Annotated in this window: 16 protein-coding genes; 14 read left to right on the top strand and 2 right to left on the bottom strand. The window is 47.0% G+C overall.

Annotated elements, in window-relative coordinates; translation table 11 throughout:
• Window position 1 precedes the first annotated feature (1 nt).
• Complete coding sequence (locus L6H70_RS21815) at window positions 2-904, bottom strand: TIGR01777 family oxidoreductase (RefSeq protein ID WP_236336242.1); 903 nt, start codon at window positions 902-904, stop codon at window positions 2-4.
• A 27-nt stretch (window positions 905-931) separates the two neighbouring features.
• Window positions 932-1,387 (bottom strand): DUF2621 family protein, encoded by a 456-nt coding sequence (locus L6H70_RS21820; RefSeq protein ID WP_236336243.1) that lies wholly within the window; start codon window positions 1,385-1,387, stop codon window positions 932-934.
• 172 nt (window positions 1,388-1,559) lie between these two features.
• Here L6H70_RS21820 and L6H70_RS21825 point away from each other — a divergent pair, with 172 nt between their 5' ends.
• From L6H70_RS21825 to L6H70_RS21890, 14 genes are all read left to right on the top strand, one after another.
• A complete protein-coding gene (locus L6H70_RS21825) occupies window positions 1,560-2,687 on the top strand; it encodes a deoxyribonuclease IV (RefSeq protein WP_236336244.1) in 1,128 nt (375 codons plus the stop codon).
• A 51-nt stretch (window positions 2,688-2,738) separates the two neighbouring features.
• Window positions 2,739-3,635 carry a formyltetrahydrofolate deformylase gene (gene purU / locus L6H70_RS21830; RefSeq protein WP_236336245.1) on the top strand — a complete coding sequence of 299 codons (897 nt, stop codon included), beginning with the start codon at window positions 2,739-2,741 and terminating at the stop codon, window positions 3,633-3,635.
• A gap of 136 nt (window positions 3,636-3,771) precedes the next feature.
• On the top strand, window positions 3,772-4,518 hold the full coding sequence (locus tag L6H70_RS21835; RefSeq protein ID WP_236336246.1) for an SAF domain-containing protein: 747 nt from the start codon (window positions 3,772-3,774) through the stop codon (window positions 4,516-4,518).
• 16 nt (window positions 4,519-4,534) lie between these two features.
• Complete coding sequence (locus L6H70_RS21840; protein WP_236336248.1) at window positions 4,535-5,599, top strand: P-loop NTPase family protein; 1,065 nt, start codon at window positions 4,535-4,537, stop codon at window positions 5,597-5,599.
• Window positions 5,596-7,143 carry a P-loop NTPase family protein gene (locus L6H70_RS21845; RefSeq protein WP_236336250.1) on the top strand — a complete coding sequence of 516 codons (1,548 nt, stop codon included), beginning with the start codon at window positions 5,596-5,598 and terminating at the stop codon, window positions 7,141-7,143. Before L6H70_RS21840 ends, L6H70_RS21845 begins: the two co-directional genes overlap by 4 nt.
• A 13-nt stretch (window positions 7,144-7,156) precedes the next feature.
• Complete coding sequence (locus L6H70_RS21850; RefSeq protein WP_236336252.1) at window positions 7,157-8,206, top strand: hypothetical protein; 1,050 nt, start codon at window positions 7,157-7,159, stop codon at window positions 8,204-8,206.
• Between the two features lie 12 nt (window positions 8,207-8,218).
• Window positions 8,219-9,088 (top strand): hypothetical protein, encoded by an 870-nt coding sequence (locus tag L6H70_RS21855; RefSeq protein ID WP_236336253.1) that lies wholly within the window; start codon window positions 8,219-8,221, stop codon window positions 9,086-9,088.
• A 217-nt stretch (window positions 9,089-9,305) separates the two neighbouring features.
• Window positions 9,306-9,521, top strand: a complete 216-nt coding sequence (locus L6H70_RS21860) for a hypothetical protein (protein ID WP_236336254.1) — start codon at window positions 9,306-9,308, stop codon at window positions 9,519-9,521.
• Between the two features lie 5 nt (window positions 9,522-9,526).
• Window positions 9,527-9,670: a hypothetical protein gene (locus L6H70_RS21865; protein WP_236336255.1), complete on the top strand. Its 144-nt coding sequence runs from the start codon at window positions 9,527-9,529 to the stop codon at window positions 9,668-9,670.
• A 12-nt stretch (window positions 9,671-9,682) separates the two neighbouring features.
• A complete protein-coding gene (locus tag L6H70_RS21870; protein WP_236336256.1) occupies window positions 9,683-10,063 on the top strand; it encodes a hypothetical protein in 381 nt (126 codons plus the stop codon).
• Between the two features lie 19 nt (window positions 10,064-10,082).
• On the top strand, window positions 10,083-10,580 hold the full coding sequence (locus tag L6H70_RS21875; protein ID WP_236336258.1) for a hypothetical protein: 498 nt from the start codon (window positions 10,083-10,085) through the stop codon (window positions 10,578-10,580).
• Window positions 10,581-10,689: 109 nt separating this feature from the next.
• Window positions 10,690-11,316 (top strand): hypothetical protein, encoded by a 627-nt coding sequence (locus tag L6H70_RS21880; protein ID WP_236336259.1) that lies wholly within the window; start codon window positions 10,690-10,692, stop codon window positions 11,314-11,316.
• Window positions 11,313-13,574, top strand: a complete 2,262-nt coding sequence (locus tag L6H70_RS21885; protein ID WP_236336260.1) for a hypothetical protein — start codon at window positions 11,313-11,315, stop codon at window positions 13,572-13,574. Before L6H70_RS21880 ends, L6H70_RS21885 begins: the two co-directional genes overlap by 4 nt.
• A gap of 15 nt (window positions 13,575-13,589) precedes the next feature.
• Window positions 13,590-17,543 carry a hypothetical protein gene (locus L6H70_RS21890; protein WP_236336261.1) on the top strand — a complete coding sequence of 1,318 codons (3,954 nt, stop codon included), beginning with the start codon at window positions 13,590-13,592 and terminating at the stop codon, window positions 17,541-17,543.
• Window positions 17,544-17,578 lie beyond the last annotated feature (35 nt).

Genomic DNA, 17,578 nt, shown 5'->3' on the forward strand with positions numbered 1-17,578 from the left:
CTCACTCTGACTTAAGCTGCTCCAGTGCTGGCTGCAAGGTTGGATAAGTGAAGGTGAAGCCATGGTTTACCGCTTTGGCCGGAAGTACCCGTTGTCCCTCCAGCAGGATTTCCGAGAGTTCACCGACAGCTGCTTTTAATATCACGGCAGGAACCGGAAACCAATGCGGACGATGATATACTTTGCCGATCATTTTGCCGAACTGCCCGTTAGTTACGGGATTAGGGGCTGTAGCATTGACCGGTCCTGTGATTTCCGGGGTGCGGATACAGAAATCGATCAGACGGGCGATATCCTCTAGGTGAATCCAGGAGAGCCATTGCTTCCCGCTGCCGATCCTGCCGCCGAAGCCAAGGGAATAGGGCAGCTTCATTTTGGGGAAGGCTCCGCTTTCGTTACCAAGTACTACACCAGTACGCAGTTTGATTAGCCGTACTCCCTGATAAGCTTCATCCGCAGCAGCTTCCCAGGTGTTAACGACCTCTGAAGGAAAGTCCATTACCCGGGCGGGTGAATCTTCGTCAAAGGTATCATTCAGTGATGTACCGTAAATGGCGACAGCAGAGGCTTGAAGGATAACGGGCGGTTTATGCACGAGGGCACTAAGCAGTTTACCGGCGGCGTCAACAGTTTCAAGCCGGGACTGCATAATTGCTTTCTTCCCGCTTGGACTCCAGCGCTGGCTGAGTGAGGCTCCGGCAAGATTGACTAGAGCATCCGCCTTTTCAGCAATTTCGGGAGTGACAGCAAGGTCATCCCAAGTTGTGTAGCTGAGGGCCGGATGAGCCGGCTTACTCTTCGGCGGCTTGCGTCCAACTACAATAATTTGATGTCCGGCAGCAAGCCAGTATTCTGTGAGCTCACGGCCGATGAATCCGCTGCCGCCGCAGATGATATATTTCATGAATGAATCCTCCCGTCAGGATACTTCTTACTTGATAAGGTGCCGGTAGGGAGTATAGTCGATGCCGTTCTTCTCAAGAAAGGTAACGAGAAACCGGTTGTCCCTTCGCGGAGTGGCAACAATATAGCCCTTGATGCAGTGCTCACGGGTCACGGCCGGCGCATCGCTTTCCACGGCGATCTTACCGATCTCGGCAGCGATGGAATGCTTGGCGATGTCACGGAAAGGCCCTGGAACCGGTTGCACCAGCTGATCCAGAAACGCCTTCATTTCATCGCTCCACAGCGGACGGCTGCATTCGACCCAATAGTTCTGCCAGTCAAGCTTGGATTTGCCGTCAGCTTTGGGCAGCACCTTCAGGAATTTGCGGAACATAAAGAAGCCGCCGATGCACATGCAGCCCAGCAGTAGAAAGGTCCAAAATGCGATGGAGTTCATAAACCAATTGCTTGGTGTCGACGATAATAAACTGAAATCAGACATGTATACACCGCCTTTGACAATGATGATTGTCACAAATCTTCATCTTACCTAAAGTATAGCGTATTTCTAAAGTTTTGCGAAGCGAAAGCACTCCGCCGGGGCTTGCCTAGATTTATTTTCCCGATCACGGTAGAATAAGGGTTAATTCGTGAAGGAAAGAGGGAAAAAAGGCATGCTGAAAATAGGTTCACATGTGTCCTGTGCGGACAAGGGGCTCTTAAGCGCGGCTAATGAAGCAAATGAGTATGGTTCCAGCTCGTTCATGATATATACGGGAGCGCCGCAAAATACACGCCGTAAGCCGATTGAAGCGATGTATCCTGCCGAAGGGAAACTGGCAATGAAGGCTAACGGCGTTGAAGAGATCGTCGTGCACGCTCCATATATTATTAATCTGGGCTCCTATAAGGACAACACATATCAGCTTGCTGTTGATTTCCTCCAGCAGGAGATCCGTCGTACTCATGAGCTTGAGGTCAAGCATATTGTACTTCATCCGGGAGCTTACACAGACAAGGACGCGGAATACGGCATCCAGCGTATTGCTGATGGTCTGAACGAGGTGCTTGGCGGTACAAACGAGACAGAAGTTCATATTGCCCTGGAGACGATGGCAGGTAAAGGGACGGAAATCGGCCGCAGCTTCGAGGAGATTGCCTCCATTATTGACAAGGTCGTACATAATGAGCGGCTGTCCATCTGTCTGGATACCTGTCACATCCATGATGCGGGTTACGATATTGTGGGTGATCTGGACGGCGTCCTGCGTCAGTTTGACGAGACTATCGGCCTCAAGCGGCTGGGTGTGGTCCACATCAATGACAGCAAAAATCCGCGCGGAGCAGGCAAGGACCGCCATACTCCCATTGGTTCAGGCTGGATAGGCTTCGAGACGATCAACAAGGTGGTCCACCACGAAGCGCTCTCAGGTCTGCCGTTTATTCTGGAGACGCCTTGGATCGGGAAGGATGCAAAAAAGCTGCGCCCGATGTACGAGATCGAAATCGCCTTGCTGCGCGGTAATGTGGCTGAACGGTTCGGCGCAGAATTTCTGCAGGAAGTGGAAGAGCTGCATTCTTTCTTTGCCAAGCAGGAGATGGATTCCCGTCAGTATGTACTTGATGTATGGGATTTGCTCAAAAATGATGCTAAGGCCAAAAAGGCTGATCCGCGTGAGCCGCTGGAACGGCTTTATGATAATGTTGCTGCAGCCGGACTCTTCCCGCAGCTTAGCGAGGAAGCAATCAATCAACGGTTGATCGCCTGGCTGGCAGGTAAACAGGTGCTCGTGAACGCTTAAACTAGACATACGTTAGATTGCGCAAGTAGATGAGAGGATGGACAGCGGATTATGGAATTACATGTGAAAAGAGATCATTCTACAGGCGGACAGTATCCGAACCGGGCACGCATGCTCATTTCTTGTCCTGACGGGCCGGGTATCGTAGCAGCCGTGTCGCATTTTTTATACCAGCAAGGTGCCAATATTGTGCAGTCTGACCAATATACGATGGATCCGGACGGCGGCATGTTTTTCATGAGAGTGGAGTTTGACCTGCCCAAGCTGGATGAGCGGCTGGATGAGGTACGCTCTATCTTCGGCGGTGTCGCCGAGCGTTTTAAGATGGACTGGCAGATTTTCAATGTGAGCCATAAGAAGAAGCTGGCGATCTTTGTATCCAAAGAGGATCACTGTCTGGTCGAACTGCTCTGGCAATGGCAGGCCGGTGATCTGGATGCGGATATTGCTCTTGTAGTCAGCAACCACACAGATATGCAGGCCTATGTTGAATCCTTTGGCATACCATTCCACCATATTCCGGTTACAGCGGATACGAAGGCGGAAGCGGAGCAGCGTCAGCTGGAGGTCATTGAAGACGATATTGATGTGATCATTCTGGCACGGTACATGCAGATTATCTCACCTTCGTTCATCGAACATTACCGGCACCGGATTATCAATATCCACCACTCGTTCCTGCCTGCATTCGTAGGCGGCAAACCCTACGCCCAGGCGTATCAGCGCGGGGTGAAGATTATCGGAGCTACCGCCCACTATGTCACTGAAGAGCTGGATGGCGGTCCAATCATTGAGCAGGACGTGCAGCGGGTCAGCCACAGCGACGATGTGAGCGAGCTGAAACGAATCGGACGTACCATCGAGCGGGTAGTATTAGCCCGTGCTGTGAAATGGCATATCGAGGACAGAATTCTGGTACACCACAATAAGACAGTAGTATTCAATTAACTGCAATTCCCACTCAATACAATCTAATATTTGTTTATTCAATTAGGTGAAAAAGCATTTTACCGGCATTTTGGCTACGTCTGCCAAAGTGCCTTTTTTCGTGGGCAAAAAACGGTTTTCAAAGGAGGTAAGAGGCTTGGCTTCACAGCGAGGAACCCTGTTAAAACGTAATTATTTCTTTGCCTTTCTAATCCTGCTTGCCGGTTTCGGCGGGCTGCTCGGCTACGATCTATATTTCAAGCCTTATGTGTTATCGCAGACGGTAGTCAAGATTAAGGTGGCTGAAGGTGGATTTTTACCCAAAAACTATGAACTGAAGCAAAGTGATCTTTACCTCGACACGGTGCAGACGAAAGATGTCCCTTCGGGCGTAATCACGGAAATTACCCAGGTGGAGCACAAGATTACTAATGTGAATCTGATGGACGGCAGCATTCTGACGGCATCGCTGGTAGATGTCAGTGATCTGGAGCCGCAGCAGGATGAGGGGATATTCCCGATCCCCAAGGAAGCCATCTATGCCATCAACGGTTCGCTGCGCAGCAGGGATAAGGTGGATATTTACCTAGTTGAAGGCGATTCACCGAATAAGGAGCGGAGTGGCGGCACAACAGCTGAGACCGGTGCTCCGGGAGCAGTAACAGGGGGAACTGAACCGATAGGGCCTTCCCGAAAGGTATTCCTGAGCGGTGTCACCGTAAACTATGTGCGTTCAGAGGATAACAATGATGTACTGGATTCGGAGAATGGCAATACCAATAACCGCGTCACTTCAACCGGCAAGGTTGCGGCACCGGAATTGAAGCTGAAGAAAAGCGATGGTGAGCTGCTCGGGCAGTATCTGGAGCAGGGCAAGAAGCTGTGGATTGTACGCGTTGAATAGAAGGGAGGGAGCGGCCTTGAAAATATTCAGTCTGGGCATGGATCAACTGACGATTAATGAGATTAAGCTGGCCGGTTTTACAGTTGTAACGCAAAATGTACTGCCTGAACCCGCCCATGCCGAAGGGCATCTGCTGATGGTTACAAGCGAACAGGTACCGGTTAGTGCCTTAAGTGAGCTGAGCCGGAAGTTTCCGCGCTCCACGATCCTGTATGTATATCTGCAAAAAGGAGTACGCGGCTACCAGGCTATTCATATGCTGTGTGAAAGCCTGGGGATCTGCTTTATTCCACCGCGCTCCACATCCTCGGCAATGATCGAAAAGCTGCGGTACATCACAGAGGAGGAGCGCGAGGAACGCGGAAATCTGGTCGGTTTTTTCGGCTCGGGTCCAGGGATCGGCTGCACCAGTGTAGCTAAGCTGTTCGCCAGACGGATTGCTGCAGCAGGTCTAAGGGTGATTTTGCTGGGAATGGATCTGTATGATCCCGGCTATGACCGTAAACCAGCTATAAGTTTGGACAGACTGCGTCCCAGGATTACAGGGAAGATGCTCCATAGCGAGGATTTTGAAGGGCTGGTCAAGCAGGACGGATATTCCTATTTACCGGGCAATTTTGATTTTCTGAGTGTACACGATTATCAGGAGGAGGAGATTGAATATCTGCTTACGGAAGCAGGTGCGAACGCAGATGTGGTTGTTGCTGATTTTGGCTCCATTCCTGAGAGCGCCGCATGGTACGTGGGTATGCAGAAATCAGCACTGCGTATGATGGTGACGCACCCCAGGCATGAATACCGGCTTCAAGCTTTACTGGAGCTTACCGGGCATATGGATCTGCATCCGCAGGATTTTCAGTGGATCATTAACCGCAGCAATGTGGACGAAATGACCTCACATAAAAGTCTGACGCTGCGCTTCGGCAGTGAGATTCTGCTCGAGCTGCCATACTACCAGCCGCTTCCGGACAGTCTCCCCCTAGGTAAAAAAGAACTCCAGCATGTAGATGACAAGGTTCACGCTCTGTTAGTATCGCTTGGTCTTGCGCTGGAAGTGCGGAAAAAGGGGATTTTCCAATGATCGAATACCGTGAAGAAATCTGGCAGGAACAGCCCCGGGAGAAGGGGCAATATTCTAAACGGGAACCGCTATGGCAACCCAATGAGCTTATGGATAATACGTTTCCTATTCCGGCAGCCCGCCGTCCGTTCTCCCTGAAGCAGAGTGTTTTGCGTACCAGCAAGCCGGGGAAAGAAGATTTTTACGGCTTCCTGCAAAAGATGAAAAGCGACATGAACGCCGGACTGGAGCGGGAAGATGACGGTTATTTTGAACTGAATGCCAAGGCGCTGATCGGCGATCCTCAGGCGGTTAGTTTTTTTATGAACGAAATTGAAAAGTATTTGCGCAAAACACCATTTACCGGCCGGGTACCTGAGGCATACCGGACTGCAGCAGAAGCACTTTTTCATGAATGGAAAGGTTTTGGCCCGGCCTACCGCTGGTTCACAGACCGTGCGTACAGCGAATCTACTGGACTGCAGATGATCGGACGGCAAATCTTTTACAACCATCGCGGCAGGTTTATCGCCTATCCCTATGATATGCCCTCGCTGGACCGGGTGGAGCAGTTGAAACGTTCTCTTCTCAAAAGCGACCCTAACAAAAAGCTGAACAAGGACAACCCGTCGGTAGAGTTCAAAATGGATGATCCGTTGTGGCCCGGAAGGTTCATCCGGCTTGCGATCTGGGTGTCGCCCAGGGTGTGGGAAGGGTTTACGACGATTTCGATGCGGCGCCAGGTGGTGGAGTTTCTTGATCTGGAGGATCAGGCCGGTACGGAGTGTATACCTGCGGAGGCCATAGAGCTGATCCGTGCACTAACGGGAACGTTCCGTAATACGATCATTGCCGGCGCAGTCGGTTCAGGCAAAACCACCTTCGCCAATACGATTGTCGGTGAGCAGCTTCTGGGTTCTACCTCCTGCATGGGGGTGGTGATGATTGAGAAGCATCCGGAGTCGATTCTGCCGTACCAGATCAAAGGGCACCGGATTATTCCGATACAGGCGGCCAATGAGGAGCTGATGGAGGTCGGGGTGGAGTCGCTGCGCCACGATCCGAACATCCTTTATATGACGGAAATGCGCTACAACGAGTGGGAGTTCTATCTGTGGAGCGGCGAGAAAGGCTACGACGGCATCACCGGCACTTTTCATACGGTTGACTCGGAGGATATTCCGTACCAAGGAGCTTTTGCAGTGTCTACACGGATTGGTGGCAGCCTTAAGGGTCATCTGATCTCAGCACTGAAGTCCTGCGAGCTCGTCTTTATCCTGGAAAGCGTACCGGACGGGAAAAAGCGGCTGGCGCGGATTTCCGAGGTGTTCTATGACGAAGAGCACAATTCGGTGTTCGCGAATGATCTGATGCGCTGGGAGGAGGAGCAGTCGGCCTGGAGCTATAATGACAAGCTGACGGAGAAGCTGATGACGAAGATGCGGAAGAAAAATGCGCGCGCCATGCGTGTGCTGATGCAGGAACTGGGGCACTTGGCTGCGATGAAGCCTATGGAGCACCCGCTGAAGGAGAGCCTTAAATCCAGGATTGTATTGAACGAATGAGGAGGCATGAAGCGTGGACTTTATCTTATATCTGATTCGCTTTGTGCTTCATTTGCTAGTCGCCTGGGGACTATGGCAGATGGTGAGGCCGCTGGTTGAACGTCACTTGAGGCAGCTTGGACAGAGTATAGATCAGCATATGAAGCTTAGAAGGAGCCTTTTCCGCAAAAGAATCAGCAAGGTTGAAAAAAGGCTGTGGCTGTACCGGCATTTAGATGACCTGCTCTATTTTGCACACCGGAAGTATGAGCCGGGCATCAGTGTTATGCGTTTTGTCATGCGTACGGCTTTTCTGTTTATAGCTGTGTTCCTGTCCACCTTACTGACATTACGTGAGCTGCCTGGGCATATGAGCTTTAACAATCCATTTCTGGAGGGGATCAGCTTTGGGGAACGGCAGCCGGTTCATGAGGTTTGGCGGCTTCCGCTGTTTGTGGCTGTTATTGGGGGGAGCATTCCTTATTTACGGATGAGATATAACTATGCGCAGAGAAAGGTACGCGGTAGCTACGATCTGCTTGACGTGATCAAGATTGCGACCAAATTTACGCATTTATCGGCGGATTCTATTTTGGCCAGAACGGCAGATTTATTGACTGAGGAAAATGTTTTGAAGACGCCCTTGAGGCTGCTGAGTACAGCGTTTGCCAATTACTGCAATGAATATGAGCTTAATGAACAGGCAGCTAGATTCTCGGATGCGATAGGTACGACTTTTGCCATAGAGTTTGTGTCTGATCTGCTGTACTGCGAGAAGGAAGGGACGCGTTATCTCAAAAGCTCGCTCATGATGCTCAACCGTTCCATGGAACAGCAGCGCGACACCATTCTGACGGTAAAAGCAGGCAGCAGGGATGCGATCAGTCTGGGGCTGTACGGAAATTTGGTAGTCCTGGTTTCTTCAGTCGGGACGTTTATGTATATGCTGAAGCCGGATGTCTACTTTAAGCTGCAGTTTCAGACTACCGTAGGTCTTACCTTCCTGATGGTTATTATCTCCGGGCTGTTTATTTCTTTCATTATCAGTACGATACTCGCCAGACCCAAACTGGACTACCACTAGAGGTGATGAATGATGGATCGGTTATTGCTTTTGATTGCGGTGTGCGGAGTGGTCTATCTTGCATTGCTGGTATTTGTGAGCAGCAGCACTAAGCAGGAGCGTTACGCTCTTAGGCTTGGAGTAAAGTGGAAAGCGCTTGGAGAAAAAGTGCAGAACGAACGGCTGCAGCAGCTGCTGCAATCTGCTGGCCTTTCCATATCCGCAGGCAAAATCACACTTTTCCGCTATTCAGCAGCATTAATTTATGCAGCAGTTCAGGCGGCAGGCGATTTTATCCGTGGGGTGCCTTTTTCCATGATGGATCTGCTGATCGCTATGCTTATTGTAATGATTAGCAGTCCTAAGCGGTATTTGCCGTTTGGCTGGCTGCTGTCCTGGCTGCATCAGAAGACACTGATTCAAAAAGACGGCGAGCTCATCTCCTTCATCCGGCTTTATGAAAATAACCGGCTGCGTAAGCGCGGGTATGTACAGTTTGGTTCTTTTTGCGCAGGGACAGCCAGCCACTTTCATTATATCCGTCAGGATTTGTATGAGCTCTCCGAGCGGGCGGTGGATGAAGGTACGGAGCGGGCGATCGAATGGTTTTGCGGGAAGTTTCCGGCAGGTCATGTTTTTATTAACGATATCCGTTCGATTCTGCTGGCAACCGAAGGGATGGATGACGACACCGAAGCGGCCAATTATTTGCGGGAGCAGGGCAAGATTATCACCAAAATCTCCAGCGACCAATATCTGAAGAAGTGGTCCTTTATCGGTGACATCTCGACCATCATTAACGTAATCCCGTCCATCGCTACCTTTCTAATGATTGTTTCGCTGGCCATGCAGTACATCATGCTGATTAAAGGAAACTTTAATGGGGTTGGGATGTTTCATTGAGGAGTTAAATCTGCAAAAAGATTCTTTGACTTCGAATTGCATCAAATGAGGTTTTTGTTAAGACATCAAAGAGATCGGCTAGGTGAAATGGCTTCTTGATGTCGCAACAATAAACTTCTGCAAAAAGTGGTCCAGCACCTTAGAATTGCATCAAATGAGGTTTTTGTTATATTCAAGCATCAATTAAAAATATAAAATTAAAAGGGAGATATTAACAATGAAAAAAGACGCTATTTCTACGGGGTTGTTTATCGCTATCGGATTCCTCTGTGTTGCTATTGTCATCGCCATCCTGATTCCTGTAGTACGTGATGTGATCAATGATGCGGATGATAACAGACCAACTATTCCGGGTGTAAGTGCAGCTATGATTCTACCCACAGATATCGATCAAACCCCAGCAGTACAAGCTTTCGCCAGTTTTGTGGTCTAAGCGTTATGAAAAAAGACTCGATCTCTATCGCTATGTTTTTGGCTATCGGGTTTGTGATTGCCGGGATTTTTATCGGGGCGGCCACAAATATAATTGGCAGAAGTCAGGATGATATTATCGCACATACCAAGCAAGTAGAGCAGTACTAAGGGGGACTTGGGGTGAAGGAAACCGTCCTCCGGGCATTATTTATGTGGCTTGTTTTGTTCATCATCCTGCAGCCTATCTTTACTTATATTGATTATTTGCTTGATTTGCAGGTCAAAGCCAACACATCCTACATTACGCAAAAAGCAGCAACCGAAGGGATTGTAACCGCAGCTATGAAAAGTGAGGTGATTGCTAACCTTAAGGCGGTAGGTTTTCCCGAAGCTTCAATTGCAATCTCAAGCAGTACGGAAACCGTGCAGGAGCGCAAGCAGCGGATTGATGTATATATCACCGCTCCCCGCTTAAATCTGTTTCCCTATAATTTCTCAGGTATGTCTCAGCCGACAAGTTATTACGGGCACGGTTCAATAATGAGCGAGTATCTTGATTAATTGAGGAATGATCTAAACTATGGATTATGTTATCAAACTCGCTTTTGTGCTCCTGATCTTTGTCTACTCCTGGTTTTTTCAAATTCAAAATCAGGAGTGGGACATGCTGCGCAGCATGTTAAAGGATGCCAATAACATTGCTGTCCATGATGCCTCGCAGGAACTTAACGAAAGCGCACGAGCGCAAGGTCGGCTTATCATCGATCCCGCTGAAGCATACGCCACCTTCCTGGAGTCACTTCAGCGTAATCTTGGACTTGACGACGGCTTGTCGCCAATGGCTGGGAGCAGGCTGCAAACCCGGGTGAAGATTGTGAAGTTCGATATCGTGGATGATTCCACTGGAGTAACTTTTCCGCTCCTCTATGAGGATAGTACTTACGGCATCACCAAATACATACAAGGTCCATCCGTCATTGCCGTGATTGAGACGCAGCATCCCGTTCTTATCTCGCGTGCAAAGGTTCAAGAAGCTATTATTGTACCGGCAATACAGGAGTATAAAGTGAATGATTAATCCTTTATCGGATAGTAAGAGATTATAGGTACTATTTTCGCTTGGAAGGTACCAACCAGAGATATCCGCTCACAAACAATCTATAACACTATTAAGGAGAGAAATAATAATGAATAAAATGATTCTTAAAGTATCTGTTGCAGCAATGCTAGTTGGACAGCTTTTAACACTAGGCGGTATTACTCAAAAAAATCATGTTGTAGCAGCAGCGGCTACTACAAAAACACCTGCTATGACCGATAACTTTTTTAAGTATGGTATGGAAAAAACGCAAGACTTGCCGGCTACGATTAATGCGGATGGGTTGTCCTACACTCTGCATAAGGTAATGATTTATGATGTTAACTCGAAAGATGCGCAAACTATTTGGAAAACATATAAGTTCCTGCCGCTCAGTTTGTATTCAAAAGCAAAGTATTTGATATGGACGAAAATTACAATAACCAATAATACAACCCAAACTATTCGGAGAGATATGAAGGATCTAAGTCAAAAATGGAGAGTCTCTGTCGATACGATTAATGGGGATACAACACTCTTAACTTCTGGTGATCCATACTATCCATATAACAGCAAAGAATCTCTAGGTGATTTTATACTTAAGCCAAATGAGTCTCTAATAACTTACGAAGCTTATTACGCTAAAGTTAAACCTCGACATTTCTTTGTGTCACTAATGTATAAAAATACTCTAAAGAATCTATATCTTGTAGATCCGGATGGTGTGGGGAAATGAAGAAAGTAAGTCTATTGCTATTCTCACTACTTCTAGTAGCTTCTGGTTTGCTTATCCAATTTGTTTCAGCTACTGCTTCTTACACCAAATCGGGAACCGTTAATGTCCCAATTTCATCAGGACTTGTTGGAGAAAATAATGGCGCAAAAGCATTTACACTTGACTTACCCTCAGGTGTAAATGCTTCATCTATAAACCTAAGCACTTTAAAGTACAATGGAACCAATGCTGTGAATTCATTACAGATAAGTAATGGTAAGATTAAATTGAACTTAACGGGTGTAACTGCAAGTAAAAGAGTTCAAGTGAAGGGATTATATAGTGGGTATGATCAATTTGTAACAAGAATAGGTAATAGCATTTGGCGGTATGCTGATGGTCGTACTTGGCAGATTAACGATTACAGCCCCAGCACGGATATGATGACAAAAAAGGATCTACCTGCACCAGACTCAGCCTATCCTTCAGAAATGGTCCCAAAGGTTACTGTAAATGCGGCCAGTAATCAATCAACCGATGGCCGTTTCTGGAAAACGTTGAATATGGAACCCGTTGACGAAAAGTACGTTGATCAAAATTCTATCGACGTTACAATTACAGAAACTAGCGATTGGGTGAAAAACGCTTATCCAAAAGGAAATAAGATTATTATTGCCTATCAAATACCTGTTACGGCAGATGATAAAGGAGGATGGAAAGATGTAACAAGCACGGCCAATCCTCCGGTTGTTTATCCGGCAATGGGAAGGTTTTATGAGGCTGGTGTTAAGTATTATTATACTGCGTTCGCCAACATACCCACCTATTCATACGGAGGCACTATAACCTTCGACTACACCCTACCCACCGAGCCTACCCTTATCGGAGAAGTGAATCTCATCAAACCAAATCCTAACCCGACTGAAGCAACAGGAAGCGATATACCTGTAGTGATCTCATTAAAAGGGACACTGGAAGCCTATACGGACACATCCAATATTCAGGAATGGGTCTTCTACGCGAAGGAGTCGAATAATGACGCATCGCTGCAAGTGAAGAAAGACTATTTAAAAAAGTTAAGCAGTACACAAGAATTCACATTCTACATTAAAAAGGAAAATGCCGCCGCTACCACCTTCAAACAGGAGTATTCCCTGACGGTAACGGTTCGTTTCACCAAGCCGATTATTACGCCCGATGGCACCATAAGTAGCTTAACACAATCACTGACCTCAAGCGCCAGTACATATAATGGACCCAAGCCATCGAGTGGGCCAAATCCAACGCCGCCGCCTTCAACTGGTAAACCACCCGAAGCCAGAATATCGATGCCGGACCAAGTTGTAGCCGGTGAGAAGTTTATCGTATCTGGAGCAGATTCCTTTGATCCGGATGGAACTATTGTTAAATATATCTGGCAGCATCCTAATGTAGATGATGCTTTATACGGTAAATCAAGTGATACCCGTTACGGCCTGGATTCTATTGATACCACTCAAACTATTACACTCACTGTAGTTGATAATTCTGGACTCACAGCAACGACATCCCGCGATATTAAGGTTGTGGCCCCAGCGCCGGCTGCCAAGTTACAGGTCCTGGGGACGTTAAAAGAAAATCGTAAAATAACACTGCACAATGCCAGTAAGAATGCTGCAGACGATTTTCCGATGATTCCAGGCAAAACAAAGTTTACGATTTCTGCAGTTTCCGGAGGGACAAATGCAGATATAAAGTACAGTGGAAGCTTGTCTGGGACGGACAATGCAGACATTTTGATTAAAGTCGCAGGACAGTATAAAGCCACCCTATATGTAGAAAATACTGCGGGCTATTCGGCAACAAAAGCGATCACCTTTACCGTCCAGCCGGACCAAGCACCTGTACCCTATATCTCTATGCCGAATACGGTGTACCGGGATCCATCGAACGGGAACAAGGCAAGTGTAACCATAGATGACCTATCCATTTCTCCGGATTATGATTATTTAGCAAAGCGAGTGTGGGAGTACAGATATGATTCAGACAACGATGGGAACTTTGTAGAAGAAGCATGGGTGCTGATGGATAACGGTAATTTAGATCGCATTAATTTCTATCCGGCTGAAGTGGGGCGTTATGAAATTCGTATAACAACGAAAGAAGAGTTCGGTCAACCGACAATAGATGAGTTTGTTACAGTAAATGATCGTAAATCTGCGGATACAGCGACCCAGAATGTGACTGAACGAATCGTTACCGTTCTGAATCGTCCTCCATTATCCGATTGGTCATGGTAAAAGAGGGAGGATCACATGAAATTTAGCCGTTTCGTTTCCAAAACTTCTAAAAAGAGCCTGATTATTAAGCACACTAAAATTGCCTTATGCTTTGTGTTATTATTCAGCCTTATACCAATTTTAAAGCAAGATGAAGCTTCAGCATTAGATACAACCTATGTAAATTATATGGATGTGGAAATTCCTGCTTTCAGTGGAACTATCACAATGCCAGATAATTGGACAACTGTTTTTAATGAATGGACACACCGAACTGATGATCCATATTGGGGTTACTACATAAAATCAACGGTAAAAGGTTATAGAAGTAGTTTTAAAGTTACCAATATAAAATGGAACCGTGTGACAAGAGTATTAACCTATGACTTGTCAGAAATTAACTATGGGATGACAATTAACAGAGGGCCAGGAATAGACCCCTATTATTGGAATGTGAGGGGTCTCACTGCTATACCATACGTGGATGTTCAAGGATATGTTCTGGGTGATTTTGAAGAGTCGAGAGCGAATGGCGGGAATGCTGATTATGTGCATACTGATTACTTTTCGCCTTATTACTATACAAAGGAGCATAACGGGTCAGCGCCAGACCTTATTTATAAGACCAGTTTTGTTGCAGGTAATTCTTATGATCGGCCTGTTACAGATCAAGATCATATAGATCTTTCCATACCAGCGGCTAGTTATAGTCTTGATTATTCACAGCCTGCTATTGCAGGTTGGGGACGGGTATTGGTCAGTGATCCAAAAATGATACGCCATGTCTTTAATTTTACTGACTTTTTGTGGAATGGAAGGTACAGTGAATGGCCATTGCTTGACTTTGCAGATGCAAAGCTAGAAGTGAACTCCCCTCCAACCTTAAATCTGACAACACAAAACGGAGCTACCATTCTTAACGAAAGCGGGCAAAACATATTCAATGTTACTGGCTACGCACAAGATCCGGATAACGAGGCATTAGATATAATCGTTGAAATCCCAAATGTGTATTACAGGAAAATAAAAGTGTATAACTCCTATACTTCGCAGCAGTTTACCATTCCTATAGATGCTATCGACGATTCCCTGCAGCCTGGGAGTTATACGGGGACCGTTACGGTTGTAGATAGGCATAACTATAAAGCAAGCGGTCAGTTTAACTTCAACGTTAAAAACAAGCTGAAGAACAAAAACTATTATTTAATCAATTCACCATTTGAAATAGGTAGCACTTATTCAGACTATGAATCCGATCCGCAGTATAGTGTCCGATTCCGATACGACCAAGATTCTAGCTTTTTTGATAATCCGATGGGTTCGATTTATGATTCAGGACTTTGGAGAGGAACGATGTATACCTCATTTCCGTACTCCGGATTATATAATGCAATTGTCCAGGTTCGGGATAATCCGAAAAATGACCGTTTCGATGAATTCCGGCTGTGGAGCGGTAACAATCAATCCAGCCTTGTTTTTTTGATACACCGGAAGCCAACCGCACTCTTCTCGGCAAAGCTAGTCGGGAACACCATTCAACTGACAGATAACTCCTTTGACATTGACCACACCACTTCATCCAATAAGGGTCTCATTGAACATCAGTGGCAATGGCGAAAGGTAGGGGATGAAACTTGGAACGATGGGCAGCTGGGCTCCCGGCCGACAAATGACGCATACGAAATACGTTTGCGGGTACGGGACATCGATGGAGCGGAAGGTAAAGGTGTTTATAGTGACTGGGCTTCTCAAGTAGTAGGTACGGGCTCAAACCTGCCTCCGGTTGCCAACTTTATAATTGACCCTATTAATGTAAGCTATCGTAAAAGCACAACAATAACAGATAAATCGTATGATCCCGATAATGATTACCTGGATACCTATGAGTGGATCATCCGCAAAAATGGAGGGCAGGTTTATTACAATAATGGATCGTATGTTACCCCTCCCAGCTTAACCAATTACGGTGTCGGTAGTTATGAGGTGATTTTGCGGGTTAGAGATAACCGCGGGGCCTGGTCCAATTATTATTCTCAGTGGGCTACAGTCATCAATAATAAGCCAATTGCACAATTTACAATGCCAGCTCAAGTATATCGTGATGATGTCGTGACGATGGAAAATACAACACCAGATCCGGATGCGGACGGTGATGCACTCTCTTACACCTGGTATGGGCGTAAAGGCAATAGAAGCTATATCTACAGCGGCAGTAACCGTAACCAAAATGTAGCTATCCGGAATCTGATTAGTGGGCTCGGCATCACGGACAAAGCTGCGGTCTCACAGGACTGGGAAATGCGCCTGAATGTATCGGACGGAAGCCAGGAAGCCTATGCAACGCGGATGTTTGAAATTTTGAATCACGTTCCTACAACCGATATTTCGGGCCCGGCCGCGGCTACTCAGTACACTACCCAAACGTACACATCCGGAGCAACAGATCTGGACAGCGCGGATACTAGCAGTTTGCAGTATTACTGGCGCGTGATCGACAGTGAGGGCCAGGCTACCATATTGCACAATAATAAATCAGTTAACGTGACCTATTACAATACGGGTGTTTATACCATTGAGCACTGGGCGGTAGACCAGATAGGAGCAAAATCGAATATTGCCAGTCTGAAGGTGACGGTAAATGAGAACTTAGCGCCGGCTATGACCTTGACGGCTCCAGGAGGTACGTCAGCAAGCCCAACAATTATCGATGCAAGCATAGCGGGTGATCCGTTAATCAAGTGGACATATGTAGATCCGGAGAATGACCCTCAAGAGCAGTACAGACTCGAATTTTATACTAAAGAAAACATTCTTGCTAAAACGATTGAGAATTCAGATAGTACCGGTGCGGTTAGACAATATCAAATGCCCAATGGCACCTTTGAAAGATTTAAATTATTTACAATCTTAGGTCGGGCATATTCTATGAACTCCTGGTCCGAAGTCTCCAACGAGAAAACCTTCATCATCGACAACCCACCACAGCCGGGCTTTACGCTAATGACCGATACTGGCCGCAATGCCGCCCAAGTACCTATCTACCGTACCGATACGCTGACAGTATCAGGGACTGCTACTGATGCGGACACAGCCAAAGGCGACAGCATCAGTTATAAATACTACTTGAAGCCTTCCGGCGGAACAGAAGAGCTGGCCAGCTCGCAGAGTGCTTTTACCAAGCAGTTTAGCACAAACGGAACTTTCACCTTGCGGCAGGTTGTAACAGATTCGCTGGGACTATCCAGAGAGCTGGTACAGAATATCACCGTTGCAAACCGTATCCCAACCGCAAGCATTACTTATCCATCCAGCACCAGCCACAGCGCTCCCACAGTGGTTAGCACATTAACTCCCGTAATCAAATGGGATTATCAGGACGATGACGGAGATGCGCAGCAACGGTATAAAGTGAGGATTATAAATTTAACTACAGGAGCTGTTACTGTTCAGTCAGGAGAGCAGACTTCAAGTGCACAGCAGTGGCAGATTCCTGCGGGTGCATTAGTGGAGAACCAGAAATATGCAGTAGAAGCTGAGGTGTATGACGGTTTTAGCTGGAGCAGTGTAACCCCGCGCAAATATTTTATGGTCAATTTACTCACGGTACAGGGATTAGTGCGGCATACGGCCGAATGGAACGTGAACCGTCAGACTTACAATATGGGCAAAAGCGGCACGGCGGAGAGTCCGCGGGGATATCATATCTTTTGGGCGGGGGAGCGTTTTGTGCTCCAGGCGAACGCAACAGGATTGCCGGATTCAATTGAAGTGACCATGACCGGAGGTTATAGAGCCACGCTGCATCCAACGGATGCCAACAAAACACAATGGTCTAGTGAGCTGTATGATCCCGATTTTGAGAAGCTGCCGGATGGGCCGGTTACCTTTACTTTTACGGCAAGGAATGAATGGAATACCAAGACGGACTCTGTGACGGTATCGATCCTGGGAGATTGGAGTGAATATTTTCAGAGCCACCGGATAAAATAATCACTTCCGAGCCAGTAATAGCCGGACTGCAACGG

The organism is Paenibacillus auburnensis (assembly GCF_927798115.1).
Lineage (GTDB): Bacteria > Bacillota > Bacilli > Paenibacillales > Paenibacillaceae > Paenibacillus_AQ > Paenibacillus_AQ auburnensis.

What these genes read in the sequence shown, in the direction of transcription:
- L6H70_RS21855 (WP_236336253.1), top strand. Translation starts at nt 8,219, where the DNA reads ATGGATCGGTTATTGCTTTTGATTGCGGTGTGCGGAGTGGTCTATCTT.
- purU (WP_236336245.1), top strand. Translation starts at nt 2,739, where the DNA reads ATGGAATTACATGTGAAAAGAGATCATTCTACAGGCGGACAGTATCCG.
- L6H70_RS21860 (WP_236336254.1), top strand. Translation starts at nt 9,306, where the DNA reads ATGAAAAAAGACGCTATTTCTACGGGGTTGTTTATCGCTATCGGATTC.
- L6H70_RS21890 (WP_236336261.1), top strand. Translation starts at nt 13,590, where the DNA reads ATGAAATTTAGCCGTTTCGTTTCCAAAACTTCTAAAAAGAGCCTGATT.
- L6H70_RS21815 (WP_236336242.1), bottom strand. Translation starts at nt 904, where the DNA reads ATGAAATATATCATCTGCGGCGGCAGCGGATTCATCGGCCGTGAGCTC.
- L6H70_RS21825 (WP_236336244.1), top strand. Translation starts at nt 1,560, where the DNA reads ATGCTGAAAATAGGTTCACATGTGTCCTGTGCGGACAAGGGGCTCTTA.
- L6H70_RS21885 (WP_236336260.1), top strand. Translation starts at nt 11,313, where the DNA reads ATGAAGAAAGTAAGTCTATTGCTATTCTCACTACTTCTAGTAGCTTCT.
- L6H70_RS21845 (WP_236336250.1), top strand. Translation starts at nt 5,596, where the DNA reads ATGATCGAATACCGTGAAGAAATCTGGCAGGAACAGCCCCGGGAGAAG.
- L6H70_RS21875 (WP_236336258.1), top strand. Translation starts at nt 10,083, where the DNA reads ATGGATTATGTTATCAAACTCGCTTTTGTGCTCCTGATCTTTGTCTAC.
- L6H70_RS21865 (WP_236336255.1), top strand. Translation starts at nt 9,527, where the DNA reads ATGAAAAAAGACTCGATCTCTATCGCTATGTTTTTGGCTATCGGGTTT.
- L6H70_RS21880 (WP_236336259.1), top strand. Translation starts at nt 10,690, where the DNA reads ATGAATAAAATGATTCTTAAAGTATCTGTTGCAGCAATGCTAGTTGGA.
- L6H70_RS21820 (WP_236336243.1), bottom strand. Translation starts at nt 1,387, where the DNA reads ATGTCTGATTTCAGTTTATTATCGTCGACACCAAGCAATTGGTTTATG.